This is a genomic window from Azospirillum palustre, assembly GCF_002573965.1.
In the GTDB taxonomy this organism is placed as follows: domain Bacteria; phylum Pseudomonadota; class Alphaproteobacteria; order Azospirillales; family Azospirillaceae; genus Azospirillum; species Azospirillum palustre.
In genome coordinates this window covers 780597-806275 of record NZ_PDKW01000041.1, presented here as the reverse complement: position 1 = coordinate 806275, position 25679 = coordinate 780597, and the positions used below count along the sequence as shown (strand labels likewise).

Here is a 25679-nt window from a genome sequence, read left to right as displayed (position 1 = left end):
GTGTCTGGGGAGGGTTCCGCTCCCGTCCTGCCCCGTCCCGCTATGCGGGGGAGCGGACGGATGCCGCCGCCGGACGTGCCGGCTTGCCGATTTCCTCCACCAATTCCGCCCGCCGGATTTTGCCGGAGTCGGTCTTCGGCAGGCTGTCGCGGAACTCGATGAATTTCGGCACGAGGTGGCTTTCCAGCCGGCCGCGGCAGTGCTGGCGGATCGCCGCTTCCGACAGGGCGACACCGTCACGGGCGACGAGGAAGGCCTTGACCGCCAACCCGTCTGCATCGTCGGGAACGCCGATCACGCAGGCCTCCAGCACACCCTCCAGCTCGTACAGCGCGTTTTCCACTTCCTTGGGGCTGACCTTCTCGCCGCGGCATTTGAAGACGTCGTCCTTGCGGCTGACGAAGTACAGATGCCCCTCTGCGTCCTGGGTGAACAGGTCGCCGGTGAAGAGCAGGGTCTCGCCCTGCGGGCCGCGGCGCAGGCGGCGGGCGGTCTCCTCCGGCCGGTTCCAATAGCCGCGCATCACGTTGGCGCCGCGCACCACCAGCTCGCCGACCTGGCCGGGAGGAAGGCGGCTGCCCTCCTCATCGGCGACGAAGGCTTCGCAGTTGGGGATGGCGCGGCCGACCGAAGCCGGCTTCAGGTCCAGCTCGGCGGGATCGAGCGTGCTGATCCGCGTGCAGCACTCGGTCATGCCGTACATGGAATGGAAGACGGCCTGGGGGAAGCGCTCGCGCAGCCGGTGGAGATGGGCGGCCGGCAGCGGGGCGGCGGCGTTGGTCAGGTAGCGCAGGCTGCTGAGATCAGCGGTCTTCGCGGCTTCCAGACCAAGCAGGGTGGAGAAGACGGTCGGCACGCCGGGCAGGCCGGTGACGCGGTGCTGCACCATCCGTTTCAGCGTTTCCATCGGGAAGGCGAAAGAGCGCTCCAGCACCAGGGTGAAGCCGACGCGGGCGCCGGTCAGCACCTGGGACAGGCCATAGCCGAAGGTCAGCGGCAGGACGCACATCACCACGTCGTCGGGGGTGTTCCCCAGATAGGTCGAGATCGCCCAGCTGGTGTTGACGTAGTTGGCGTGGGTCAGCATCACGCCCTTCGGCCGGCCGGTGGTGCCGGACGTGTACATGATGGCCGCCAGATCCTGGTCGATCAGGCCCGGCTCTGCCGGCTGCCGGTGCTGTGCGGCCAGGGCGTCGGCATAGAGCAGGCCGGTGGCGCCGTCGGGCAGGCCGGCGCCGACCCACAGCACCGTCGGCGGCGTCTCCAGCGTCTCCAGCGCCGGCAGGACCTGCCGGGCCAGGGCGGCCGGCGCGATCAGGACCCGGATGCCGGCGTCGGCCAGCAGATAGGTCAGCTTGTCGGCCTTGGTGGAGGGGTTGACGGGCACGAACACGCCGCCGGCCTTCAGCGTGCCGAACAGGCCGGCGACATATTCGATGGAGTTCTCCAGCATCACCGCGACGCGGTCGCCGCGCGCGATCCCCGCCGACTGGAGCGCGCAGGCGACGGCGTCGCTTTCACGGTCCAGCTCGGCGAAGCTGCGGCGGGCATCCCCGGCGATCAGCGCGGTGCGGGAGGGATCCTGCTTGGCCGTCTCGCTGAGGAACTGGTGAACCAGATGGGCCATGGTGATGTCCTTCTTCGCCCGTCTTCGGTGCCCGTCTCTTGGCCGCTCGCCTTCCCAATCCGGTGGGATCAGGCGGCGTTGCGCAGCTCCTGCTTGCGGCCGACGAAGGCGGCGATGCGGTCCACCGATTCCAGGTTGTCGGCGACCATGTCGTCGTCATCCACGGCGATGCCGAAGCGCTCTTCCAGGAAGGCGACGACGTGCATGATGCCGGTGCTGTCGATGATCCCCGATTCCAACAGGGATTCGCTGTTGTCGAAGCCGGAGTCCTTGCCGAGCAGGAAATTCTCCACGATGAAGGCGCGGATTTCCGGCAGGGCGGGAGCGGTCAGGGTCGTGTCGGTCAGGGTGGCGGTCCGCATGTCTCTGAAAACTCCTGCTGGGTTCGGTCGACTTGGGTGTCGTAAAGGGGTGTCGTAACGGGGGTTCGGTCTGGAAGCCGGTCGGTCTGAACGGGGAGCCGGGTGTTCGGCCGGAACGCTGTTGGGGGTAGGTCCGGCTACCCCCTGTCATGTGTCCCGCTGTTTTCCGGCTCCTTGTTCTCGCATCCGCCTGATATGCAATTTTATTGTGATGCTCGCGGTGGTTTGCGAGGGCTCAAAGGATAGGAGTGGATTGAAGTCTGTGGTTAGCCACTCTGTTGTCCCGTAATAGAGCTTGTCGCGGGACGCTTGACGTTCGGCTTGGCGCCGGTACCCGCGGTCATACGCCTGCCGACTTGGGCTTTACCATCGAACCTGTCCATTCGGGCGTTGCCCCATTGGCCGAATCGCCGGTGTCCGCGGCTTTGCGCTTGCGCAGCCAGGCCGGGATGCCGGTCAGCTGGACGCTCAGCCATTCCACGGTGGCGTCGTCGGACACCGGGAAGGCCTTCAGCCGCAAGGGGTCGCTGGAGGCGTCGTTGAAGCCGGGGTCGATGGTGCGGGCGGTGCGGTAGCCGGCGCGCCGGATCTCCTCCACCTCGCGGTCGCTGAAATCGCCGTTGGGGAAGGCGAAATGACGGCAGGACCGGCCCAGCGCCTCCTCCAGCTCGGCACGGCACAGGGCGATCTCATCGGAACAGCGGTCGTCGTCGCATTGCAGAAGGATCGGATGGGTGCGGGTGTGGGCGCCGTAATCGGCGACGTCGGTCATCCGCGCGATCTCGTCCCAGGTCATCGCCTGCCGGTCGTCGCCATCCTTGTCGGGATCGTTGCCGGCCTCGGCCAGCAGGCGGCGGCGTTCCGGGTCGGGCACGCGCTTCAGCCGCTCCACCCCGATGCCGTCGGCAGCGGCGGTCTTCCACCAATAGGGGCGGGCGGTGCCGACGATCTGGCTGCACAGGTAGATGGTCGGGCGCAGGTCGAATTCGCGGAACAAAGGCGCCAGTGCCGTGTTGTTCCGGTGCCCGTCGTCGAAGGTGATGACCAGCGGATAATCCGGCAGCTTGTCCCAGCGGCCGGTCTCGATCGCGGCGGCGACGGCATCGAGCGTGGTGAAGCCGTAATGCTTGGCGTACCAGCGCAGATGCTCGCGCAGCACCTCCGGGTTCGGATCGTGATAGACGACGATGGTGACCGCGTTCCGCGCCTTCAGGAACCGTTGCATCGCACCGAATCCCGACCAGCGCACCAGATTGGCAATGGCGTTTTTCATGGTGCCCCTTCCTTCATGTCGATGCTCCCGGTTCGGGCCCGGGCCCAGGTCGGTGCCTGGGCTGTGTCAGCCTGAGCCGGGAGAGGCCTGCCGCTTTTCGGGTCAGCCGGTGGTGCTCTTCGAATGGCCTGCCGGTCCGGCGGCCGGAACCGGTCCGGCGGGAACGGCGGGCGACGTGCTCAGGCTGCCGCGCGCGTTGCGGCGGTAGATCTCCAGCAGCCGCTCGCGGAACACGGCGACGTCGAACTGGCGCTCCCACCGTGCGCGGGCGCCGGCGCTGAGGTTGCGGCGCAGGGTGCGGTCGTCGATCACCCGCGCCAACGCATCGGCCAGCGCCGTCACGTCGCCCGGCGGAACGAGCAGCCCGGTCTCCCCGTCGGCGATGGCGTCGGGGACGCTGCCGACCGGGGTGGCGACGATGGTCAGTCCCTCCGCCATCGCCTCCAGGACGGACATCGGCAGGCCTTCGAACATCGACGGCTGCACCAGCACATGGGCGCCGGCCAGCTCGCGCCGGCAGCCGGCCTGATCCAGCCAGCCGGTGAAGCGCACGCGGTCGGCGATGCCCAGTTCCGTCGCGAGGCTGCGGTAGGTCTCCAGATCGCCGTCCCCGGCGATGGTGACCTGCCAGTTGCGGTCGCGGCAGGTGGGGGACGCCAGCGCGTTCAGCAGGACGTCGATGCCCTTCAGCTTGATCAGCCGGCCGAGGAACAGCAGGCGGACCGGACCGGCGAAGTCCTCTTCCGCATCGTCGCGCACCGGCGGCGATGCCGGACCCGGCACGGCGTTGTGCAGCAGGGTGGTGCGCTGGCGCGCCTCCGGCCCGAAGGCCTCGGCCACCCAGTCGCGCCAGAACTCGCCCAGCACGACGATCTCGCTGGTCATCGCCATCATGCGGCGGATCGCCCAGCGCATCGCCGGACCGGCGTCCTTGAACTGCTTGGGGAAGCGCCCGCCATGCAGATGCAGGATCACCGGCACGCCGAAGGTGCGCGCCATGGCGATCAGGATGCCCTTGCGCAGGACACTGCCGTATTCCGCCATATGGATGTGGACGAGATCGGCCTTGCCGGCGGCAAAGCAACCGGCAAGCCGCGCGGTCGCCCGCGCGAAATAGAGGGGCATCAGGTGGAATTTGCCAGGGCCGTAGCTGTCGATCACCTCGAACTTCACGTCCGGGCAGTTCTGCCGGAAATCGGTCGTGAAGTTGTCGACCACACGGCCCATTCCGCCTTTCTCCTGGGTGCCGCCGGGGGAGACGATATAGATCATGTCCGCTCCTGATCCTTTCCCGGCCCGCCTTTCCTGCGTTGCGCCCCGGCTTTTACCGTGTGACGTCCGTCTTTCGACGGCTGCGGCGGGCTTGTTATGTTTTCGGCCTCTGTTCCTTGCCGGCCCGACGATCAGGCCGTGACAGGTGCGTCGCGGTGCGGCCGATGGGCTGCCGCCCTTTGGAACGCGCCGCAGCCGGGGGCTGGACGGCGTTCACGTGCAAGTTTACGCGATGCAGCATCCGCACGCTGTGGAGCGACCGAACGGGTTGGCCTGCCGGTATGGTTACCCAACCTGTGCATGTGCATCTCCCTTTCGGCTATGCCCGCATTGATTGTTTTCTAATCCGATCATCGACATCTGCGTGACCATGGCCTACCGCCGTTTGGAAGCAGCGGCGGCCGATCCGGCCAGCTTGTCCAGGTCCCCGGAAAGCTCGACGGCGCCGCGGTCCAGCTCCTGGTAAATCGCCAGAAGCGACTTGGCGTAGGCGTCGATGACGAACTGTTTCAGGAACAGGCGGCGGCCGTTCTCCGCCAGCCGGCGATAGAGGTCCGGGTCGCGGCCGACCTCGACGACGGCATCGGCCAGGGCGCCGGGATCGTTCACCGGGATGATCCGGGCGGTTTCGCCGTCGGTCAGCACTTCCGGGATCGATCCCACCGGCGTGGTGATGACCGGCAGTTGCGCCGACAGCGCCTCCAGGATCACCATCGGCAGTCCTTCGTGGGTGGAGGGCAGCAGCAGCATGTCGTGCGACCGGATGTGCGCATGCGCCTCCTCCCGGCCGATCCAGCCCAGGAAGCGGCATTCCTCCGCCACCCCCAGCTCGGCCGCCATGGCGCGGTAGCCGTCGACGTCGCCGCCGCCGCCGATGGTCACCCGGAAGGGCTGGCCGCGCTCCTTCAGCAGCGCGCAGGCGCGCAGCAGCGTGCCGATGCCCTTGCGCTCGGACAGGTTGGCGAGCACCAGCAGGGACAGCGCGGCTCCCGGCTCCGGCGGTTTCGGCGTGCCGAGGTCGGCGCCGACATCCGGCACGGCGTTGTAGAGCACCCGGATCTTGCGGGGATCGGTGCGGACCGACTGGACCAGGAAGTCGCGCCAGTTGTCGCCCAGCACCACCACCCGGCCGCAGCGGTTGAACAGCCAGCGGCTGATGCCGCGGGCGAACATGCCGCCTTCGAAGAACTCGACGAAGGAGGCGCCGTGCAGGTGGACGACGGTCGGGCAGGACATCAGCCCCGACACCAGCTGGACCGCCGCCTTGCGCAGGAAGCTCGCACGCTCCGACACGTTGATGTGCACGACGGAGGCCCGGCGGCGGGCAAGGATCCAGCCCAGCCGTGCCAGGGTGACGCCGAGATATAAGGGTGACAGCAGAACGCTACCGGTGCCGCGGGTGTCGAGGATGATGGAGCGTGTCGTGCCCGACCTGTCGAACTGGTCGACCACATAGCCCGTCATGCGGCCGATGCCGCCGCCTCCGTCGAGTGCGCCCGGCGTCGCGAACACGACGACGGTCCGGGTGGGCGCATCCGGCTGGCCGGTGGGGGTGCGGATGTCGTTGGTGCTGTCCATAGGCGTCGGGGTCCTTTTCGTGCTCAGGCAGCGTCGGACGCGGAGAACAAGGCCTGCCGCAGGCGGCGGCGCAGGCCGACCGGCATCAGCGAATGCATGGTGAAGGTGGCGAGAGCCATCGGCGTCGGCTGGCCGTCGCGCAGCGCCGAATTCAGGATCCGCCAGCGCGTGCCGGCGGTGCGGGCCGCCTGCTCGCCGCCGGTCGCCTGCAACAGCAGGCTGGCATAGGCGCGCGGCGACAGGTGGTCGCGCATCGACTCGGCCCATTCCAGCGCCTGGTTGATGTTGTGGCAGGTCGACAGGGTGACGCGGTTGTTCTCTTCGGTGTAATGGACGGCCATGACGTCGGGGATGTGGACCAGCGCCACCCCATCGATCCGGCCGCAGGTGATCAGCCATTCCCAGTCGTCGAAGCGGGATTTGGGGACCGGGTTGCGCAGCAGCAACGCCTTGGGCGCCAGCAGCGTGGTGGTGGGGGCGAAGGTCTCGCCCTTGAACAGGCCGCGGCGGACGAACAGATAGTCGCCGATGGCGTCGGCCGGGGTGGCGAGACGCCGGGGCCAGGCGAAGGTGCCGCGGGCGGTCACCACCTGGCAGCGGCAGCTGACGATGGGGAGGCGGATGCCGGCCGGGCGGCCCGCCATCTGCAACTCCACCTTCTCCGGCATCCAATGATCGTCGTCGTCCAGGAAGGCGATCCAGTCGCCCTGTGCGGCGCGCACGCCGATGTTGCGGGCCTCCGCGGCGCCGTGGTTCGTCTCCAGCTCCATCACGGTCAGCCGCGGATCGGCCAGTGTCGCCAGATGCGAGGCGGTGGCCGGATCCGGCCCGTCGATCACCACGATGACGTCAAGGTCGCGATAGGTCTGGTCGAGCGCGCTGCGCACCGCCCGCATCACCATGTCCGGGCGGTTGCGGGTGGGGATCACGACCGTAACCTGTTCGTTGGTCGCCTGTTCGCTGTTTGCCGGGCGGTTGCTGCTTGCCGGCTCGTTCTTCGGGCTCATGGGTCTGCCTTCGGTCGAAGGGAAATGGGAATGGTGGCAGAGGAGAAGGGACTGGAGCGCCCTGCCGCTACTGCCGGGACAGCGGGCCCGGATAGGGGCCGGCATAGGCGGCCCGCCCGGCGTAAGCGGGGGACGGGACGCTGGCGGCGGCGTTCCGGCGCAGGCGGTGCTCTTCGGCCGCCCGGTCGTTCAGCAGGCGCTGCCAGCGGCTCTGCTGGATCAGCCGGACGACGGCGATGGTGGCGATCACCCAGTTCATCGAATGGCGTTCGGCGAACACGCTCTCGGACACCGAAACCGCCAGCAGGGCGCAGCCGACGGCGAAGGCCCAGGCGGCCTCCGGCCGGCTGTTGCCGTAGCGGGCGGCGAAGAAGCCCTGGAACAGCATGCGGCCCAGCACCGCCACCACCAGCGCGACACCGACGAGGCCGAGGTCGAGTGTCAGCTCCAGCCAGCCGCTGTGCGCCGAGGTGATACCCCAGTCGCGGGTGAAGCTGGAGCCCGGTCCGTTGAAGCCGGACCAGTAGGCGGCATAGCCGTAGCCCTGGAGCGGCCGCTCGCCGACCGAGTGGACGATGTGCTCCCACAGCACGGTGCGGCCGGTCAGGGTCGGGTCGCGGCCCAGCGCATAGAGCACGTCGTACCAGAAGGTCGCGCCGGCGGTGACCATGATCACCAGCAGGGCCAGCAGCAGCGCCATGGTGGGGGCGAAGTTGCGGATGCTGCCGCGCAGCATGGTGGTCGACAGCAGGGCCACCGACACCAGGAGCGAGGTGACGAGGCCGGTGCCGGACCGGCTCATCACGATCAGCAGCATCGCCAGCAGGATCAGCGGCCGGGTGAGCCAGCGGCCCATTTCCTTCTGCCAGTCCAGCCAGACCAGCGCCAGGACCAGCCAGACCATCATGCGGCCGGTCACGTTCTTCTGGAAGAACACGCCCTTCCAGGCGCCGACATGCTGCGCGCTGTCCAGGCCGATGGCCGGCATCGCGAAGATCATGAAGAAGGAGACGAACATCAGGAAGGACAGCCCGACCACCAGCAGCCGCATGATCTCCGGGAAACGGAAGCGCAAAGCGAGCCAGATGCCGAACACCGTCGTGAACATGAAGGCGATCGACCGGCGCAGCGTGATGTCCGGGAACAGCGACCACAGCGCGGTCAGGAAGGCGAAGGCGATCATCGCCGTCAGCGCCGGGCTGGCGAAGGGGATCTGAAAGGCGATGGACGGCCGCAGGGCGATGGCGGCCAGCACCAGAACATAAAGACCGCCATACAGGATGGTGACGCCGGCCGATTCCAGATCGCCCGCCAGCGGGTCGCCGCCGGTCAGCATCAGCGGAAGCACCGAGCCTCCGAAGGCGATGATGCCGATGACGGCGATGGTTTTTTCCAGAAAATCCAGGATTTTCATCGGCTTTCCCTTAGGCTGCCGTACCGTGTTCGGCTGTGCAGCACTGAAGATGCGGATGATACCCCTCATCTCGTAGCCGGGCGGTGGCATTAGACCGAAGGAGGCCGGGCCCGAAAGAGGTAGCCGCTTTCGTGCCGCCCCCTCCCTTTGCCGCCCGAAAAAGGGAATGGACCCTAGAATCTGTCCGATGCTTATTGAAGCATCGGACAGATTATAAGTTTTTGGTTTTCCGTGCGATTCACGCTTCAAGCGATTCCGCTTGAACCGATCGCACTCTAAGCATTCCAATAAAAAGACCCCCGCGCGGGTGGCGCGGGGGTCCGGCTGGCATCCGGTTCAGGAGTGGAAGGATTACGACCCGTCGCCCTTCAGCACCATCACGGCGGTCTTGCACAGGATGAAGAAGTCGAACAGCAGGCCGCAGTTGCGGACATAGAAGACGTCCATCGCGACACGCTCCTGGAAGGTGGTGCGGTGGCGCCCCGACACCTGCCAGTAACCGGTCAGGCCCGGACGGACGGTGCCGATCACCGCGGCGGAGTCACCCACCTCCGGCAGCTCCTTCGGCATGTAGGCGCGCGGGCCGATCAGGCTCATGTCGCCCATCAGGATGTTCCACAGCTGCGGCAGCTCGTCGAGCGAGGTCTTGCGCAGGAAGCGGCCGAGCGGGGTGATGCGCGGGTCGACCGTCAGCTTGTGGTAGGTCATGTACTCTTCGCGGGCGACCGGGTCGTTCGCCAGCAGATGCTGCAGCTGCTCTTCCGCATCGACATGCATGGAGCGGAACTTCAGCAGGTCGAAGGTCTGCTTGCCGCCGGCCCAGCGCTTCTGGCGGAACATGACCGGGCCGGGGCTGTCAAGCCGGATGGCGACGGCGAGGCCCAGCATCAGCGGCGCCACCAGGACCAGCAGGATCGCCGACAGGACGATGTCCATGGCGCGGCGGATGCGCAGGTAGCCGGTCGGCGGACGGACGCTGACGCGCAGGGCCAGCGAGCCGTGCAGGTTGTGGTAGGTCGCATCGACGGCGCTGACATTGCCTTCGCCCAGCACGCAATAGACTTGGCGGAAGGGCAGGGTGCGGACCAGACCGGTCAGGTCGTTGCCGTGGCGGCCCATGTCGGCGACGATGGCGGCGCTGGCCTGGCCGGCGACGGCGGGCGACTTGGCCAGCAGCTCCACCGGACCCATCACCGGCAGGCCCGCGACGCGGGTCTGCCACAGGCTGTCGTCGTCATCGACGAAGCCGACCGGCCGCATGCCGAGCCAGGGCAGGCGTTGCAGCTTCTCGGCGATGGCCGCACCCTGCGGGCCGGCGCCGACGATCATCACCGGCGTGCGCCAGTCCAGCGCGCTGGACAGCAGGCCCTGGATCAGCAGCAGGTCGGCAACATAGGTCACTGCGAAGCCGAGCAGCGCGATCGACAGCGCCTCCACGAAGAAGGAGCGGAAGCCTTCCATCACGATGAACGGCACCGCCAGCACGGCGCAGCACAGAAAGGCCGCCTGAAAAGTCCGTCTCGTGCGTTCCATGTAGTCGAAGCGCCCGAGCGTGTAGATGCCGAACACCGACTTCACCAGAGGCACCAGCATCAGGCCGGTCACCAGCGACCGCTGCCAGGCGGCGGCTTCCATCGGCTCGGTCAGCGCATCGGCGCCGAGGAAATGGTTGAGCGTCCACCCCACCAGGGCGAGGACCAATCCATCCGAGAGTGCAAGCAGCAGCCCGGGGGCGATCGTGGGGATCGTCGCCTTTTTCGCCGAGGTCAGATCGATGACCACTTCTGGGTCCAGTTTGCTCATCGCAGGTCCCGTGGTTGAAGGAAATGCCAGCCATCGCACGGCCATTCGTGCGGATGGTCGCTCGTCATCAGCGTCTCTTGGGATTCGGCCGGTCTTTACTGTGCTGCACCACCGCATCGGCAGGGACGCATTTATGTAAAGAACACTCTTTCATGATTTTGGTGGGCCGATCCGCTGTTCGTTGAGGACGAATTAGGATGAGGAAGCCCGGCCAGCAACAGAGCATACGGACGTTGATTTCGCGTCCGCGATACCACCGGTGTTTCGAAGGGTGCGGGGGTCCGAATATTAATGGGGATACTTTCGGATGCGGCACCCAGCGGGGATAGCGTTTCGGGTTAACGGCAAGGTGGTGTCACACCCCCGGCGGTACCTGCGATCCCCGCAATTTTTAGGTATATGCCGCGGAGACCTCCCCCGACCGGACGAAAAGCGGCGGCGCGAACGGGGATGATCGCCGAACTTGCGGGGTGGGTCCGCCACCCGGATCGACCGAAGGGAGCGGCCCGGCAATTCCGAGCGGGGGCGCGGCGCGAACGAACCCTTGCCTGTTGCGGTGCGCAAGAGGCAGCGTGCGAACTCGCCGGAAAGCATACTCGGAACGTCCGGGATCTCTGACCGAAGCCGTGCTGACTAGCACCGAAGAGTGTTCCGGTCGCTTCAAGGCCGAATTGACGCTGTCCCGACCTCCGCCAAGATTTGGCGCGTTCTTTTTCCTTAGCTGCGCCCGTGCGGCACGCCCTTCGGAAATGGCCCATGCGACATGGGCCCATGCGACAGGGCGGACGCGATGCTCTCCCCAGCAGGCGAGACCGGAAGAAGAAGCGGACTATAGGGGGCGAAGGAAACCGGATGGCTGTCGAAGCTGGTACGATCATCAAACATGGCTGGATGTTCATGGTCGCGAACGTGGTCAACCGCGCTGCGGGACTGCTTCTGCTGCCGCTCTATGCGAAGGTCCTGTCACCGGCGGAGTTCGGCGTCTATGCCCTGATCAGCGTCGTCGGCGACATCGTTGCGGTCATGCTGATGATCGGCATGATCAACGCCTTCACCGTCGTCTATTTCGAACATCCCGACGACCGCAGCCGGTCCCGCGTGGTCAGCACCACGATGATCGGCCTGTGGGCCGCCTCGCTGGCGCTGCTGGCGGTGGCCCTGCCGGCCGGCTGGGGCGCCAGCGACCTGCTGTTCGGCGGCACCGACCAGGGGCCGATCATCGCCTTCGCCTTCGCCGGCATCGCGTTCAGCGCCGTGTTCGAGCTGGCGCTCGCCTATTACCGGGTCCACAAGCGGTCGGGCACCTGCCTGCTGATCTCGGTCGGCAAGGCGGTGGGGCTGATCGGCCTCAACCTCAGCTTCCTGCTGGTGATGGATCTGGGCGTGACCGGCATCTTCCTGGCCAACGCCATCACATTCGTCGGGCTGGGCATCGCTCTGACGGTGGCGATCCTGGCGGCGAACGGCGTCGGCTTCTCCTTCGGCATCCTGAAGCGGGTGACGGTGCTGGGCCTGCCCTTCATGCCGCAGACCATGCTGGACATGGGCAACCAGTTCGCCATGCGCTATCTGGTCAACCTGCTGATGGGCGTCGCGGCGGTCGGCGTGCTGTCGTTCGGGCTGCGGCTCGCCACCATGCTCTACATGTTCCTGACCGCCTCCTTCCTGCAGATCTGGTCGGTCAGCCGGATCGAGGCGCAGGACAGCACCGCCGGGCGCGACCAGTCGGAATTCGTCTTCTACCTGTTCGTCGTGCTGCTGTCGGCGGCGGCGCTCGGCATGGCGCTGACCGCGCCGGAGGTGCTGTGGCTGATCGCGTCCGCCGAGTACGAGACGGTTCTGCCCTGCATGCCGCTGCTGGTGCTGGCCTATGTCGTCCATGGCGTGCGCATGCATGCCGAGGTCGGGCTGGTGAAGACCAAGAAGGTCGGCGTCCTGCCGGCGATCTCGCTGGGCGGGTTGGCCGTCGGCACGCTGGTGATGGCAGTGACGCTGGGGCCGCTCGGCCTGATGGGCGGCGCCATCGGCGTGCTGGTGCGCGAGCTGGTGATGCTGGGCGCGACGGAGGCGATGTGCCGCCGCCTCAGCCCGAACGAGCCACCGCTGAGCGCGCTGCGGGTGACGGGCATCCTGGCGCCGGCCGCCATCGCCTATCTGGCCGGCCTCGCCCTGTTCGGGTTCGAGGTGAACCCGACCTTCGCCGCCGCCAAGGTCGGGCTGACCATGCTGTTCGCCGTCGCCGCCCTGTTCGGGCCGAGCTTCGGCAAGGCCGACCGCGCCATGCTGTTCCGCATGACGGCCCGATTTCGTCGTCGGTCCCAGGCGGCGGCGTGACGACCGGCGTGACAATGCTTGATCGGAGAGGATGACACCGCGATGCAGGACGCTCCGCACTACACATTTCGGCAGACGGTTGCGGCGGACGCCACCCGCTACGGCGGCGGTTCCGGCCTCGGGGCGGTGCTGAAGCTGCTGGCGGGCAACCGGATGTTCCGGGTGACCTTCACCCTGCGCAGCTGCCAGGCGCTGGACCGGATGGGCGGGCCGCTGCGAAAGCCGCTGCTCGCCGCCTGCCGGCTGCTGCACCGCTGGACCCAGCATTCCGCCGCCATGGATCTGCCCTGGGAAACCCAGGTCGGACCGGGGCTGCGCATCCTGCACGGCTGGGGACTGGTGGTGAACGCCAGTGCCCGGATCGGCGCCAACGTCACCCTGTTCCACGGCGTGACCCTGGGGCAGAAGGACGATCTGCTGCCCACCGGCCGCGTCACCCATTACCCGGAGCTGGGTGACGGTGTCTGGGTCGGGCCGCATGCGGTGGTGATCGGCGTCAGCATCGGCGACGAATGCATCGTCGCCGCCTCCTCCGTTGTCACCAAGCCGATGCCGCGGCGAAGCGTCGTCGCCGGCAACCCCGGCAAGGCGGTGGCCGAGGTCGCCATCCCCGATATCCCGCATCCGGCGCCGGTCGGCGGCGTGTCGGCGATGATGCCCGGTACCGCCACCTCGCCGGTGCCGGGCTGATCCTCTCAGGTCCAGCTCCGGAAACGAAAAAAGGGTCCGGCAGCATTGCTGCCGGACCTCTTTTCTTCAGGCACTCACCCGGCCGGACCAACCGGAGAGGTCAGGCGGCGTGCGCCAGGCTGGTGTCGGTCGTGTGCAGGTCGTGATAGGTGTCGAAGGTGACGCCGAACACGTCATGGCTGGCAAGCTGCTGCGTCGTCGCCAGATCGGCGGCGGTCGCGGTGGGCGTGTCGTTGGCGGCGCTCATCGTGTGGGCCAGCAGGTCGGCCGAGCTGAGCGATGCGGCGGCGGCCTTGGCAGCCGAGGCGTCGACGATCGTGCCGGTGCCGGTGGCGTCGGCAATGGTCGCGGCGGTGGCGTTGGAGATCTTCAGGCCGAAGGTCTCGTTGCCTTCCGTCACGCTGTCGCTCAGCACCTTGACCGTCACGGTCTTGGCAGTCTCGCCGGCGGCGAAGGTCAGCTTGCCGCTGGTGGCGGTGTAGTCGGAGCCGGCCTTGGCGGTGCCGTCCACCGTGGAGTAATCCACCGTGACCGGGGTGCCGGAGGCTGACGACAGCTTGACCGTGAAGGTGGCGTTGGCGGTGTTGGCGGTGGTGGTCGGGGTATCGAACACCGCACCTTCCATGGCGCCCTTCACGATGGCCGCCTTGGTCGGGTTGATGGTCTTGTAGTCGTCCATCAGGACGCCGCCGACGTCACCCGATTCCGGGGTCCAGGCCCAGAAGGTCCAGCTCATCCCCTTGTCGCCGGCCGCGATGTCGCTCTTGCCGTCCAGGTTCCAGTCGCCGTTCAGATACTTGGCCATGGTCTTGGCCCAGGTCTGCTCGGCGGAGCTGGTGAACTGGCCGCCCCATTCACCCAGCATGATCGGCGCGGTGTCGTTCTTGTACAGGTACCCCCACATCTTGTCGTACTGGGCCGGCAGGTTGTTGGGGTAGTTCGGGTCGTTCAGCCAGCTGAACTGCCCGACGCTCTGGCCGTAGGCATGCGGCGAGTAGACCAGCTTGTTGGGTGTGTCGAAGTGGATCGGCCGCGCCTGCGCACCGGCCAGCGTGCTGCTCCATTCAGTGCCTTCGACGAACAGCAGCCAGTCCTTGTTCACCGTCTGGATGGCGTTGCCGATGCGCTCGGCAGCCGACGCCCAGTCGGTGGCGGCGCTGCCGCCCCAGGTGGCGCTGACGCTCGGCTCATTGTGCAGGTCGGCGCCGATGACGGTCTCGTTGCCGGCGTAATGCTGGGCCAGCATCTTCCAGTTGTTGATGACCGTCGATTCCGGGTGCTTGTCGGTGTACCACAGCCCGTGCTCGTTGGTGCCGGCGCCGCCGTCGTTGCGGTGGTGGTCGAGGATCACCTTCATGCCGAGCTTGCCGGCGTAGTCGATGACCTTGTCATAGACCTGCAGGCGGGTCAAACCGGCCAGATCCGGGTTCTTCGAGAAGTCGATGCCGTTCGTCACCGCGGTGCTGTCGAACATTTCATCCGACATGGTCATGCGGATGGTGTTGAAGCCGACCGACTTCATCTTCTCCAGGTGGCCCTGGTAGCTGTCGGCCCACAGGCCGGCGGGCACGTAGTTGTAGCCCTCGCCGCCGAACCAGTTCACGCCGGTCAAGCGGACGGTGTTGCCGGCCTCGTCGACGATCTGGTTGCCCTGGGTGTGCAGGAAGCCCTGGATGCCGCCGGCGGTCTTGGTGCCGGTCGGCTCCGTCACCGTCACGTCGCTGACCGACAGGCTCGGCTGGGTCGGCGTGGTGGGGTTGGTGGGGTTGGTCGGGGTGGTGCTGCCGGCGAACCAGGACTTGTCGGCCTTCACCTCCATGGTGCCGTCCCACCACATGGCCTTCTGGCCGGCGACGATGTCCTTGCCGTCCAGCGCACCCTTGTCGATCGACACGATGCTGTCGGTCGGGTTCACGGCATGGCCGCCGATGGTGATCTTGTTGACGTACAGGTTGCGGTCGACACCGTTGACCACGGCGTCGTTGTCGTACTGGATCTGGACCTTGTGGGCGACGTCGGCGCTGACGTTCGCGTTGAAGGTGAAGTCCTTGGCAGCGGTGCCGGCCGTGCCTTCACCGATCATCTTGCCGTCGACCAGAACCTTGAAGTGGGCGTTCACGCCGCCGGCCGCATTGCCGTAGGCATTCACGACGATCGGCGTGCCGCCGGTGGTCGGGGTCGTCGGGGTGGTCGGCGTCGTGGGAGTGGTCGGAGTGGTCGGAGTCCCGGTGGCGCCGGCGAACATGTCCTTGGACATGTTGAAATCGAGCGAGCCGCTCCAGGACAGCATTTCGCGGCCGGACAGCGTGCCCTGACCTTCAGCGGCGTAGGAGACCGTCGAGCTGTTGGAAGCGATGGTCTTGCCGTTGACTTCGACCGACTTGACGATCAGGTCGCGGTACATGCCGGCTTTGTCGGTCGACAGCCAGTCGTTGTCATAAACGATCTGGACCTTGTGGGCGACGTCGGGTGCCACCTTGGTGGTGAAGCTGTACCGGCCGGCGCTGGTGGAATTGACCGTCGCCTGGCCGACGGCGACGCCATCGACGAGGAACTTGAAATGCGGCCAGACTCCTCCGGCAGTCACACCCGAGGCATTGACGACGAAGGTCGTATCGACGGGGCTCGTTGCCATTGGAAGTATCCTCTTTTCCGTGAATTTCGCTGAAACCCAATCTGGCCGGAAAAGGTTAACGAGGTATTTCAAATTTTAGCGAAATGCGGCTCTAATGCCACTATCACTTGTGAAAAGAAAGAGACACGAAAAACCCCTTTGTCGATGCATTGCAGCAACAAAGGGGTTCGGCATATCGTTAAGTATTTGATTTAGCGCTTTTTCGTGGCGCTCAAACGGGCATCACCGGGGCTTGTGGGCCACCACGAACACCTCGGGCCGGAACAGATAGAGCTGACCAACCCTTCCGAGCTTGCGATTAAGGGTTAACGGCAGCCGCCCCAAAAATGCCTCAACCAGCTTGGCATAGCCGAGATAGGCGCGGCTGGCGAAATGCATGTTCATCCGGCGGCGCACCGCCATCGGCAGGATGTAGACGGCTTCGACGCGGCCGAAGCCGGCCTTGCGCAGCATCGCTTCCGTTTCGCCCCAGCCATATTCGCGCAGATGCATGCAGATCGGCTCGTTCAGGCCGAACACCTCCGACAGGTCGGCCGGACCGGCGTATTTGTGCGGCATGCTGAGGATGTACTTGCCGCCCGGCTTCAGGATGGTGCGGACATTCTCCATATGGGTGAGCACGTCTTCCGGATGCATGTGCTCCACGACGTGAGTGGAGATCACGCTGTCGTAGCGGTCGGCTGCCTCGAAGCGGGCGAGGTGGATGCCGTCGCTGTTCTTCCAGGTGACGTTGGAATCCTGTTCGATCCAGGTCGCGCCGCGCTCGCGTGTCACCTCGGTGGCGACGCAGCGGTAACCGTGGCGGGCGAGGTAGCGCAGAAGCCGTGCCTTGCCCGACCCAACCTCATAGACGTCCTGCGGCCCGCCCAGCAGGGTCAGGAAATGGCGGAAGTCGAGGTCGTCGTTGCGGGTGTGGGCATCGTCCTCCGCCTCGTTCAGCCACGGACAACTGCTGTAGAGCGTCGTATAAGCCTGCTCGAACACGTCCCAGCGCTCGTCCGGCTTGCTATCCAGCAGTTCGCGGGCGAGCCGCCGTTCCAGATCCCAGTGGCGCTGCACCATGTCGGCCGTCAGCGGGTAGGTGGGCGAGAGGTGGAACTTCCGCCGGTAGCGCTCGACGAGCGCATCGTCCGTCGTGCGATCGGCGGGCAGACGATCCATCGGCACTGTGTCGGCTGTGTTCTGCACGATCGACCTCTCCATCAGATGGGTACAGGACGCATTGAGGGACTCTAAACGGGAGCGGCACCGGACGCGCGCGCGCGAACGAGAAAGTGCGCGGGCCTATCGCAGGGGGTGGATGGCACCAATGGCTTACCCCCGCGGTACGTCATCCGGGGCACCGTCAGCCCGACCGCGCCTTGCCGGTGCGCGCCTTTTCCCGCAACGTCTCCACCACCGCCGTGTAGAGCGGCAGGGGCCGGGACTCCTCGTCATAGGGGGAGGGGTGGGCGCCCAGATCCGGATGCTCCCGCGCGATGAAATTCAGGTCGGAACGCAGGTGCCACCAGCACAGCTCCTCCACCCGCGCAGTGTCGAGCATGTCGGCCAGATACTGCCGGGCCAGCTGGGCCATCGCCCGGTCCTTCTCCGCGCGCGACCAGGAGCGGGGCAGGCGGGTCTCGTCCACGTCCATCTCCGTCAGATGGACGGACAGGCCCAGCTTGTCGACCGCGCGCAGGAATTTGCGCATGCCGGCGCTGTCATAGGGCTTGCCGCCGATCAGGTGGCTTTGCAGCCCGATGCCATGGATCGGCACGCCGCGCTTCACCGCCCCGGTCAGCCAGTCCAGCAGATAGGCGCGCTTGCGCTGCTGCCAGCCCTCGTCGATCTCGATGCCGAACTCGTTCAGCACCAGCTTCGCCTTGGGGAAGGCCTTGTGCACATGGTGGAAGAAGGGATCGAGCCACTCCGGCCCCTTCTCCGCGCCGCCTGCCGCCACCCACCACATGCCGCGGCGGAAGCCGTAGCGGTCCTGTTCCTTCGGGTGGCTCTCCACCGTCTCCCAGAAGAAGACCTCGTTGGCCACGTCGATGCGGTAGAAGACGTCGCCGTAGCGCTGCCGCACCGCCTCCACAACGCCGGTGAAGCGCGGCCAGACATTTTCGGCGCTCAAGCTGCCGTCCGGCGAGAAATAGGCGCTTTCCGAGATGCCCAGTTCCGCCTGCCGGCCTGCGGGAAGCTTCATGTAGGGCGGCATGCCCATATGCTGCCAGATGATCGTGTGCCAGTTCGGCGTGGCGCCGATGCTGCGCGCCAGCTCAACCGCGGCGTCGAAGCGGCGCCAGTCGTAATTGCCCTCGGTGTGCTGGAAGACGCCCCATTTGCCGCCATTCTCCGGGGTGACGACGTCGCATTCGCGTGCCATCAGCCGGTCGAGCATCGGGTCTTCCGGATCGATGAAATGGTCGCGGGCGGCACCGTGGCGGATGCCCAGTGCCCGGCAGGCCTCGCGCAGTGTCACCGCCGGCTCCGCTGCCTGCGGCTGGGTGGCGGCGGCTTCCGCCGTCGTCGGGCCGCTGGCGCCGCGGCAGCTCGCCAGCACCGCACCGGCGGCGGCGGTCCACAGCAGGTCGCGCCGGCTGGGGCGCCAATGGGTCGGGTGCCATTTCGGGAAACCGGGCTTCGGACGTTCGGTCATGCGGAGGGGTTCTCTCTTCCTATCGCGGGTTCCGGTCGCAGGAGCCTGTCATGGAGAGGCCCCTCCCTCCGGGCGCCGCAGCGTCCGGAAGGAAAGGGCCTCCGGGTCGAAGGAGCTTCAGGTCACTCCGGATTCCCGCGTTACGGGGCGGTCCGGAGCGTGGTGTCGCCGTAGTATTTCCGGGTCGCCATGTAGCTGTTGTACGGACCCTGGTACCCGCGCGACGCCGCCTTCTTCAGGTTCACGTCGGTCATCACCGCGACGAACTTCGAATGATCGATCGGACCCAGGTCGGCGACCGCCTGCAGGTCGCTGGCGGTGGTGTGGCCCCAGCGGCTGACGAACAGCACCTTGGAGGCGGCGCCGCAGACGATGCGGGCATCCGACACGGCCAGCGCCGGGGCGGTGTCGAACACCACCAGGTCGAAGTGCGGCGACAGGCCGGCCATCAGGTGGATCAGGCCGTCGACGTTGAAGCGGTCCAGCGTCTCCGGCATCAGGCGGCCGGCGGGGATCATCGCATAGGGCGCGTCCTCGCTGGTGTGGACGATCTCGTCCAGGGTGGCGGTGCCGGAAACCCAGTCCGACAGGCCCTTCTTGGCCGACAGGTTGAACAGGCCGTCGATACGCGACCGGCGGAAGTCGGTGTCGACCACCACCACGCGGCGGCCGGCTTGCGCCGCGACCTGGGCGACGGCGAGGCTCATCGAGGTCTTGCCGTCCTGCGGGCGGGCCGAGGTGACGGCGATGGAGCCGACCGGACCCAGATCCGACAGGTGGTTGCGGAACAGGGCGCGCATCGATTCCGAGAACAGCGAGAACGGATGGTTCTGGAAGATCTGGTCGAGACGGCCGCGGGTGCCGCGGGTGGAGTGGTGCGGGACGATGTGGACCGTGCCCACGCCCAGGATGCGGCGGACGGCTTCCGGGGTGCGGATGCGGCGCTGGAACAGCTCGATGCCGAAGACGATGAAGATGGCGACGGCGAGCGAGGCGACGAAACCGGCCAGCAGCATCAGGATGCGGAACGGACCCGACGGCTCATGCGGAACCTGCGGCGCCGAGACCAGCTTGACGGCGGTCGGGAAGGCGCGGTTGTCCTGCTGGGCCTGCACCTCTTCCAGACGGCCGAGCAGGCTGTCCAGCAGCTGGCGCTTGGCCTGGGCCTCGGCCTCCAGCGTGCGCAGCGGCACCGCTTCCTCGGTCATCGTCTGGTAGCCGGATTCCAGCTTGGCGATCATCCCCTTCAGGGCGTTTTCCTGCTCGATGGCGACGTTGGCCGCCTCGCGGACGCCGCCGATCTCGTGGCGGACCTCCTGCTGCAGCGAGGAGTTCGCTTCGTTCAGGCGGGCCTGGAGTTCCTGGATGCGCGGGTGCTTCGGACCGTACTGGCGCGACAGCTGGGCCAGCTCGGTGGAGATCGAGGCGACGGTGGCGCGCAGCTGGGCGACGACGGGCGAGGCGAGGCTGCCACCGTTGCCGCCTGCGCGTTCCAGCGTCTGGGCCTGGGCGACGGCGCGGGCACGGGTGGCGGCTGCTTCGGCCAGACGCAGGCGGGCCTGCTCAAGCTCGGTGGTGGCCATCAGGCCGTTGGTGCCGTTCTTGACCAGACCGGCCTTGAAGCGGACGGCGTCGACCTTGGTGTCGGCGGCGGCGACTTCCTTGCGCAGGGTGGCGATGCGGTCTTCCAGCCAGGCGACGGCGCTGGTGGACAGGTCGCGGTCCATCTGTTGGCGGGTTTCCATGTAGCGGCGGACGACGGTGTCCACCACCTTCTGGGCGATCTCGGGGTCGCCGGCGGTGTAGCGGACCTGGATCACGCGCGACCGGCCGACGACGCCGACCTCGAGGTTGCGGCGGACGCGGTCGAGCACGCCGTCGATGCTGTCGGCGGCACGGGTCTCGCGCAGGTGGGTGTCCTTGGTCATGTTGTCGCCATGGGCCAGGACGGCCTGGACGACACCCGGCAGTTCCGGACCGAACACGGCGTGGGCCTGCTCGCGCGTCCAGGCGGTGGCGCGCTCGACGAAGGGCTTCGTCTCGTCGGCCTGGACCGGCGGGTTGTATTCCTGGTTGGTCGCCAGCTTCAGGTCGGTGACGGCCTGGGACAGCACGGCGGTCGACTTCAGGATTTCGATCTCGCTGAGGATCGCGCCGTCTTCCGGCGTGATCGAGTTCAGCGCCTGGTCTTCCGCGCGGACGACGCGGACCTGCCGGTTGTCGACCAGCAGAAGGGCTTCGGACGTGTACTTGTCCTTCATCAGCGAGACGGCGAAGGCCGACAGGGCGGTCAGCGCCAGCACGATGAGGATGATCAGCGTCTTGTGCGCCGCCAGCACCCGCAGGATGAAGCGGAAGTCGGGGCCCATCGCCGGAGCGGGGCCGTCGAACTCACGCGGCGCATGGTGGCCGACCTGGGTGGGCCACGCCGGAGCCGGCGGGCCGCCGTGGCCTCCGTTGTTGATCTGGGGAAGGTTTTCCACGTCTCAAAGCTCCTTCTGGATAGGCGACCGCCGGATCGGTGACGGAGAGATCCGGGTGGAAGCGGGCGCTGCGGCGCCCGTCCCGCGGGTTCGGAGGGATGCGGCACGGCGAAGGCGAAGGGTGCTCCAGGCGAACCCGAAGGCACCGATGCAATAGCGGCGGAACAGGCGGCGGGGCTCCTGCGCCAGACGGAAGGCCCATTCCATGCCGGAGCGCTGGACGGCCTCGGGAGCGCGCTTGAAGCGGCCCGCCAGGAAATCGACGATGGCGCCGCCGTTGACGATCAGCACCGGATGATCCAGCGCACGCTTCAGCTCCGCGGCGACCTGCTCCTGCTTGGGCATGCCCATGGCGAGAAGGATCACGTCGGGGCGGTTGGCCCGCGCCTGGGCGATGTAATGCTCCACCGGGTGGAAGCCGTGCTGAAGGTCGGCGTAGCGGTGCGGCGTCGCCGTCTCCAGCACCACGCGGGCGCGGTCCAGCCACGGGGTGGCCGTGCCATAGATCGCGACCTTGCGGGGGCTGAGGGTCTTCAGCAGCAGTGGGATGAAATCGGTGCCGTTCATGTTCAGGCCGGCCGGCATGCCCAGCACCGGCAGAACCGCCTGCAACCCGATCCCGTCGCGCAGCAGCACGTCCGACGCGCCGAAGGCGGTCAGGGCCGCGTCCGACGTCATGCAGACGTTCAGCCCGTGCGCGTTCAGGAAGGACAGCACCGTCGGACGGTCGGCCGCGCCCAGCCGTTCGATCAGGGCCCGGCGCTCGCCGTCGTTCGAAATGCACCGCATGCGCTCGATCAGTTCCAGGACCTCACGAGGGTTCGGCATGCGCATCTCCCAAAAAAAATTAATCGGAACAAAGCATTGAACGTTACACGACCGATCTGGCGTCCGGTCCGGCCTGACCCGGTGCCGGGCCCGTCCACCGGGCGGTGGCGGCTAACCCGTTGGGGTCGGACCACCAAACCTGCGTGGCTCTATGTGGCCGTGCCTCCCCCCTTTTCGCACGGGCGAGATCGGCGAAACGGCGACGGATTCGAATTAGCCCGGGCTTGCTCCCATCGGGGGATTCGGCTTGCCGAATCGACCGGTCAGACCCATAAAGTGAGACCCTGGCCATAAAGAGAGACCCTGGCGCTCTATGGCTGTTGTCCGAGGGCAGGGCCTGACGGCCTTGCCGGACCGGCCGCCCGGCCGATATGACCGGCCGAAGCGCTTGCATCACCGGGGCAATCTCAAGAAAAGACGATCATGACCGACGACACTTCCGACAACGCCCGCTCCGGCCGTACCCCCGGCACCGCTGACGAGTTCGACCGCCGCTACGCCCTGCGGGCGGTGGCCGCCGTGGTGCGCGGCGACGGGATCGAGGTGGATGCCGACAGCACCCCGGCGCGCTGGACGGTCGCGGTCAACCATGTCGTCCAGGTTCCCGGCACCGACCGCAAGCTCAAGCTGCGCTTCAAGGTGGCGCTCGGCCCGCTGCCGGACATCGAGGCCGACCTGTGGGGCCTGCTGACCACCGAGGAGGGGGTCGGCCGGCCGCAGGCCAAGGCGCTGGGCAAGCGGGTCAAGGGCGCCTGCCTGTCCTCTCCCGCCATCGCCAAGGCGAAGGACCGCGTCGACGGCTGGGTCGCGTCGATGGCGGAGCGGGCGGCCGGCTTCGGCGACTCCTGGCGGCCCAAGGGCTTCGCCGACGAACTCGGCCGCGTCATCGGTTTCGGCGGCCGGATCCCGCGTTTGCAGACTTTGCTCGACGCGATGGAGGAAGCCTTCTCCACCGCCGTCGCCCGTGCCGGCCTGAAGGTGCGGCGGGAGCGGCTGGAGAACGCGTCCGGCATGGGCGTCTATCTCGACAGCTTCGCCACCGCCCGCGCGATGATCCGCAAGCTGCGGCTGTTCGTCGGCCCGACCAATTCGGGCAAGACCCACGCGGCGATGGACCGGCTGGCCGAGGCGGAGAGCGGCTGCTACCTCGCCCCGCTGCGCCTGCTGGCGCTGGAAGGGCAGGAGGCGCTGGAGACGCGCGGCCGGCCGTGCAGCCTCGTCACCGGCGAGGAGCGCGACGTGCGGCCGGGCGCCGCCTTCACCTCCTCCACCATCGAGATGGTGAACACCAGCAAGGTCTGGGGCGCCTGCGTCATCGACGAGATCCAGATGATCGGCGATCCCGACCGCGGCTGGGCCTGGACCCAGGCGGTGGCCGGCGTGGCTGCGCCGGAAATCCTGATGACCGGCTCGGCCGACGCCATCCCCTACGTCAAGCGTCTGGCCGACGCCATGGGCGAGGAACTGGAGGTCGTCGAGTTCACCCGCAAGTCGCCGCTGCGCGTCCAGGAGGAGCGGGTGAAGCTGGAGGAGGTGAAATCCGGCGACGCGCTGATCGCCTTCTCGCGCAAGGACGTGATGGCGCTGCGCCACGACCTGCTGGGCCGCAACCACAATGTCGCGGTGATCTACGGCGCCCTGTCGCCGGAGGTCCGCCGGGCCGAGGCGCGCCGGTTCCGCGAGGGCACCGCCGACGTGCTGGTGGCGACCGACGCCATCGGCATGGGGCTGAACCTGCCGGTCGCCCGCGTCGTGCTGTCCACCACCCGCAAATATGACGGGCGGGAGGAGCGCGAGCTGACCGCGTCGGAGATCCGCCAGATCGGCGGCCGGGCCGGTCGCTTCGGCCTGCGCGAGGAAGGCCGTGTCGCCGTGCTGGACGGCGAGAGCATCAACCCGGTGCGCCGGGCGCTGACCTCGCCGCCGGTGCCGCCGGAAGATCCGCGCTCGTGGATTTCGCCCAACCTCAGCCATGTCTTGGCCATCGCGCAGGAACTGGACACCGACAGCCTCGCCAAGGTGCTGCGCACCGCCGGGCAGGAGCTGCTGCGCGCCAACCAGACCTTCCGCATGACAGACCTGGAGCAGCGCATCCAGGCGGCAACCGCGGTGGATCGCGCCAAGCTGCCGCTGGCCCAGCGCGACATGCTCGCCCGTTGCCCCATCGACACCCGCGACCAGAACAACCTGCGCCTTCTGGGCGGCTGGGCGGTCAACCAGGGCAGGGGCATCCCCAACGCCGCCCCCGATGCCGCCGAGCGCTTCCGGCACAGCGTCGGCACCGACGTGGAGCTGGAGAAGGCCGAGCGCGCGGTGAAGGAACTGACCGCCTACGCCTGGCTGGCTTACCGCTTCCCCGACGCCTATCCCGAGATGGACCTGTGCCAGGAGCGCCGGGCGCACCTGAACGCCTTCATCGAGCGGACGCTCGCCGAGCGCTCGCTCGCCCGCGCCTGCCCGGTCTGCGGCACGCGGCTGAAGGCCAACCACCGCTTCCGCGTCTGCGACAACTGTTACAGCAGCCGTGTCGAGGAACGCCGTGGCGGCCGTCGCGGTCCGCCGGAGCGGGGCAATGGCGAGAAGCCGGCGCACCAGCATCATTTCCACCATCCGGTGGCGAAGGAGGGCGCCCCGGCCGGTCGTGCTCCCGACCGGGCCGGCCCCCGCACCGGCCCGCGTGCCGGTCGAGGCCCGAAGCGGCGAAGTGCGACACCGTAAGCGCTGTAAGCCCCCCTTCCGAGCCGGGGGGCTTACGCCGCCGCGCTGCTGTCCTTGTCAGCCCCCTCGCGCTTCGGCCAGCTGATTTCCTCGACCGTGCCGGCCTCGCCCAGGAAATAGCGGCGGAGCGGCGTCAGGTCGGCCCCCAGCTCATAGACCAGCGGGCGGCTGGTCGGGATCTCGAACAGCGGGATGTCCTGGTCGCCGACGTTGTCCAGGTGCTTGACCAGTCCGCGCAGGCTGTTGCCATGGGCCGAGACCAGCACCCGGGCGCCCAGCCGCAGCGCCGGGGCGATCTCGTCGCGCCAGAAGGGGATGACGCGCTCGGTGGTGTCCTTCAGGCTCTCGCCACGCGGCAGGTTCGCCTTGGCGAGGCCGGCGTAGCGGCGGTCGGTGACGGCCGACCGCGGGTCGTCCGGTTCGATGGCCGGCGGCGGCACGTCCCAGCTTCGCCGCCACTGGAACACCTGCTCGGCCCCATGGCGCTCCGCCGTCTCCGCCTTGTTCAGCCCTTGCAGCGCGCCGTAATGCCGTTCGTTCAGGCGCCAGTGCTTGTGCACCGGCAGCCACAAGCGGTCCATGTCGCGCAGGACGAGGTGCAGCGTCTCGATTGCCCGGCTCAGCACCGAGGTGAAGGCGATGTCCACGTCGATGCCGGCCGCCTTCAGCAACTCGGCGGCCTTGTGGGTCTCGGCGATGCCGCGGTCGGTCAGGCCGACGTCGGTCCAGCCGGTAAAGCGGTCTTCCGCGTTCCACACGCTCTGGCCATGGCGCAACAGAATCAGTCGGTGCATGGCGGCTCTCCCTTCCAGCTCCGGCACTCCATCGCCGGGCATGTGAGAGGTGAAACAGGGCTGTAACCGGGCCGGTTCCCGCGACAAAACGGCACAGCGTCGGGCGGTTTCCGAGCGGCGACCGGTACCCTGCGGTTTCAAACCAATTTCATGATTGCTTCCACAGACACCAATTATGTCAGCGGCGAAATCGTGGCGACATACGCGAACAATAATCCTC

At 67.4% G+C, this 25679-nt stretch carries 17 protein-coding genes; 3 read left to right on the top strand and 14 right to left on the bottom strand.

Annotated elements, in window-relative coordinates:
• Nucleotides 1-40: 40 nt before the first annotated feature.
• The 8 genes from CRT60_RS17280 to CRT60_RS17245 all read right to left on the bottom strand — a co-directional run bounded on the left by CRT60_RS17280 (nt 41) and on the right by CRT60_RS17245 (nt 10336).
• On the bottom strand, nt 41-1627 hold the full coding sequence (locus tag CRT60_RS17280) for a class I adenylate-forming enzyme family protein (protein WP_098737744.1): 1587 nt from the start codon (nt 1625-1627) through the stop codon (nt 41-43).
• Nucleotides 1628-1695: 68 nt separating this feature from the next.
• The gene (locus tag CRT60_RS17275; RefSeq protein WP_098737743.1) at nt 1696-1989 is read right to left on the bottom strand and encodes a phosphopantetheine-binding protein; all 294 of its coding nucleotides are present in this window, start codon (nt 1987-1989) and stop codon (nt 1696-1698) included.
• 340 nt (nt 1990-2329) lie between these two features.
• Nucleotides 2330-3262 carry a polysaccharide deacetylase family protein gene (locus tag CRT60_RS17270; protein WP_098737742.1) on the bottom strand — a complete coding sequence of 311 codons (933 nt, stop codon included), beginning with the start codon at nt 3260-3262 and terminating at the stop codon, nt 2330-2332.
• A 102-nt stretch (nt 3263-3364) separates the two neighbouring features.
• Nucleotides 3365-4534: a glycosyltransferase family 4 protein gene (locus CRT60_RS17265; RefSeq protein WP_244592555.1), complete on the bottom strand. Its 1170-nt coding sequence runs from the start codon at nt 4532-4534 to the stop codon at nt 3365-3367.
• A gap of 375 nt (nt 4535-4909) precedes the next feature.
• A complete protein-coding gene (locus tag CRT60_RS17260) occupies nt 4910-6112 on the bottom strand; it encodes a glycosyltransferase family 4 protein (RefSeq protein ID WP_098737741.1) in 1203 nt (400 codons plus the stop codon).
• A 23-nt stretch (nt 6113-6135) separates the two neighbouring features.
• Nucleotides 6136-7119, bottom strand: a complete 984-nt coding sequence (locus tag CRT60_RS17255) for a glycosyltransferase family 2 protein (RefSeq protein ID WP_098737740.1) — start codon at nt 7117-7119, stop codon at nt 6136-6138.
• A 67-nt stretch (nt 7120-7186) separates the two neighbouring features.
• A complete protein-coding gene (locus CRT60_RS17250; RefSeq protein ID WP_098737739.1) occupies nt 7187-8533 on the bottom strand; it encodes an O-antigen ligase family protein in 1347 nt (448 codons plus the stop codon).
• A gap of 351 nt (nt 8534-8884) precedes the next feature.
• Nucleotides 8885-10336 carry an exopolysaccharide biosynthesis polyprenyl glycosylphosphotransferase gene (locus CRT60_RS17245; RefSeq protein WP_098737738.1) on the bottom strand — a complete coding sequence of 484 codons (1452 nt, stop codon included), beginning with the start codon at nt 10334-10336 and terminating at the stop codon, nt 8885-8887.
• 852 nt (nt 10337-11188) lie between these two features.
• Here CRT60_RS17245 and CRT60_RS17240 point away from each other — a divergent pair.
• Together CRT60_RS17240 and CRT60_RS17235 are read left to right on the top strand one after the other, a co-directional pair.
• Nucleotides 11189-12670, top strand: a complete 1482-nt coding sequence (locus CRT60_RS17240; RefSeq protein ID WP_098737737.1) for a lipopolysaccharide biosynthesis protein — start codon at nt 11189-11191, stop codon at nt 12668-12670.
• A gap of 42 nt (nt 12671-12712) precedes the next feature.
• Nucleotides 12713-13360, top strand: coding sequence for a serine acetyltransferase (locus CRT60_RS17235; RefSeq protein WP_098737736.1), 648 nt, complete (start codon nt 12713-12715; stop codon nt 13358-13360).
• 100 nt (nt 13361-13460) lie between these two features.
• Here CRT60_RS17235 and CRT60_RS17230 read toward each other — a convergent pair whose 3' ends face one another.
• From CRT60_RS17230 to CRT60_RS17210, 5 genes are all read right to left on the bottom strand, one after another.
• On the bottom strand, nt 13461-15995 hold the full coding sequence (locus tag CRT60_RS17230) for a cellulase family glycosylhydrolase (protein WP_098737735.1): 2535 nt from the start codon (nt 15993-15995) through the stop codon (nt 13461-13463).
• 222 nt (nt 15996-16217) lie between these two features.
• The gene (locus CRT60_RS17225; RefSeq protein WP_098737734.1) at nt 16218-17183 is read right to left on the bottom strand and encodes a class I SAM-dependent methyltransferase; all 966 of its coding nucleotides are present in this window, start codon (nt 17181-17183) and stop codon (nt 16218-16220) included.
• A gap of 157 nt (nt 17184-17340) precedes the next feature.
• On the bottom strand, nt 17341-18636 hold the full coding sequence (locus tag CRT60_RS17220; RefSeq protein WP_098737733.1) for an endo-1,4-beta-xylanase: 1296 nt from the start codon (nt 18634-18636) through the stop codon (nt 17341-17343).
• Between the two features lie 140 nt (nt 18637-18776).
• Entirely contained in the window at nt 18777-21119 is a 2343-nt protein-coding gene (locus CRT60_RS17215; RefSeq protein ID WP_098737732.1) for a GumC family protein, read from the bottom strand.
• Nucleotides 21120-21122: 3 nt separating this feature from the next.
• Nucleotides 21123-21947: a WecB/TagA/CpsF family glycosyltransferase gene (locus tag CRT60_RS17210; protein ID WP_098737731.1), complete on the bottom strand. Its 825-nt coding sequence runs from the start codon at nt 21945-21947 to the stop codon at nt 21123-21125.
• Nucleotides 21948-22370: 423 nt separating this feature from the next.
• On the opposite strand from CRT60_RS17210, the gene CRT60_RS17205 reads away from it, so the two are divergent.
• A complete protein-coding gene (locus tag CRT60_RS17205) occupies nt 22371-24665 on the top strand; it encodes a helicase-related protein (protein WP_244592554.1) in 2295 nt (764 codons plus the stop codon).
• 32 nt (nt 24666-24697) lie between these two features.
• Here CRT60_RS17205 and gpmA read toward each other — a convergent pair whose 3' ends face one another.
• On the bottom strand, nt 24698-25459 hold the full coding sequence (gene gpmA / locus CRT60_RS17200; protein ID WP_098737730.1) for a 2,3-diphosphoglycerate-dependent phosphoglycerate mutase: 762 nt from the start codon (nt 25457-25459) through the stop codon (nt 24698-24700).
• Between the last annotated feature and the right edge of the window lie 220 nt (nt 25460-25679).

Coding starts and splice junctions, on each gene's coding strand:
- CRT60_RS17235 (WP_098737736.1), top strand. CDS start 12,713: ATGCAGGACGCTCCGCACTACACATTTCGGCAGACGGTTGCGGCGGAC.
- CRT60_RS17280 (WP_098737744.1), bottom strand. CDS start 1,627: ATGGCCCATCTGGTTCACCAGTTCCTCAGCGAGACGGCCAAGCAGGAT.
- CRT60_RS17230 (WP_098737735.1), bottom strand. CDS start 15,995: ATGGCAACGAGCCCCGTCGATACGACCTTCGTCGTCAATGCCTCGGGT.
- CRT60_RS17240 (WP_098737737.1), top strand. CDS start 11,189: ATGGCTGTCGAAGCTGGTACGATCATCAAACATGGCTGGATGTTCATG.
- CRT60_RS17210 (WP_098737731.1), bottom strand. CDS start 21,947: ATGCCGAACCCTCGTGAGGTCCTGGAACTGATCGAGCGCATGCGGTGC.
- CRT60_RS17265 (WP_244592555.1), bottom strand. CDS start 4,534: ATGATCTATATCGTCTCCCCCGGCGGCACCCAGGAGAAAGGCGGAATG.
- CRT60_RS17205 (WP_244592554.1), top strand. CDS start 22,371: ATGACCGACGACACTTCCGACAACGCCCGCTCCGGCCGTACCCCCGGC.
- CRT60_RS17260 (WP_098737741.1), bottom strand. CDS start 6,112: ATGGACAGCACCAACGACATCCGCACCCCCACCGGCCAGCCGGATGCG.
- CRT60_RS17255 (WP_098737740.1), bottom strand. CDS start 7,119: ATGAGCCCGAAGAACGAGCCGGCAAGCAGCAACCGCCCGGCAAACAGC.
- CRT60_RS17270 (WP_098737742.1), bottom strand. CDS start 3,262: ATGAAAAACGCCATTGCCAATCTGGTGCGCTGGTCGGGATTCGGTGCG.
- CRT60_RS17245 (WP_098737738.1), bottom strand. CDS start 10,336: ATGAGCAAACTGGACCCAGAAGTGGTCATCGATCTGACCTCGGCGAAA.
- CRT60_RS17250 (WP_098737739.1), bottom strand. CDS start 8,533: ATGAAAATCCTGGATTTTCTGGAAAAAACCATCGCCGTCATCGGCATC.
- CRT60_RS17275 (WP_098737743.1), bottom strand. CDS start 1,989: ATGCGGACCGCCACCCTGACCGACACGACCCTGACCGCTCCCGCCCTG.
- CRT60_RS17220 (WP_098737733.1), bottom strand. CDS start 18,636: ATGACCGAACGTCCGAAGCCCGGTTTCCCGAAATGGCACCCGACCCAT.
- gpmA (WP_098737730.1), bottom strand. CDS start 25,459: ATGCACCGACTGATTCTGTTGCGCCATGGCCAGAGCGTGTGGAACGCG.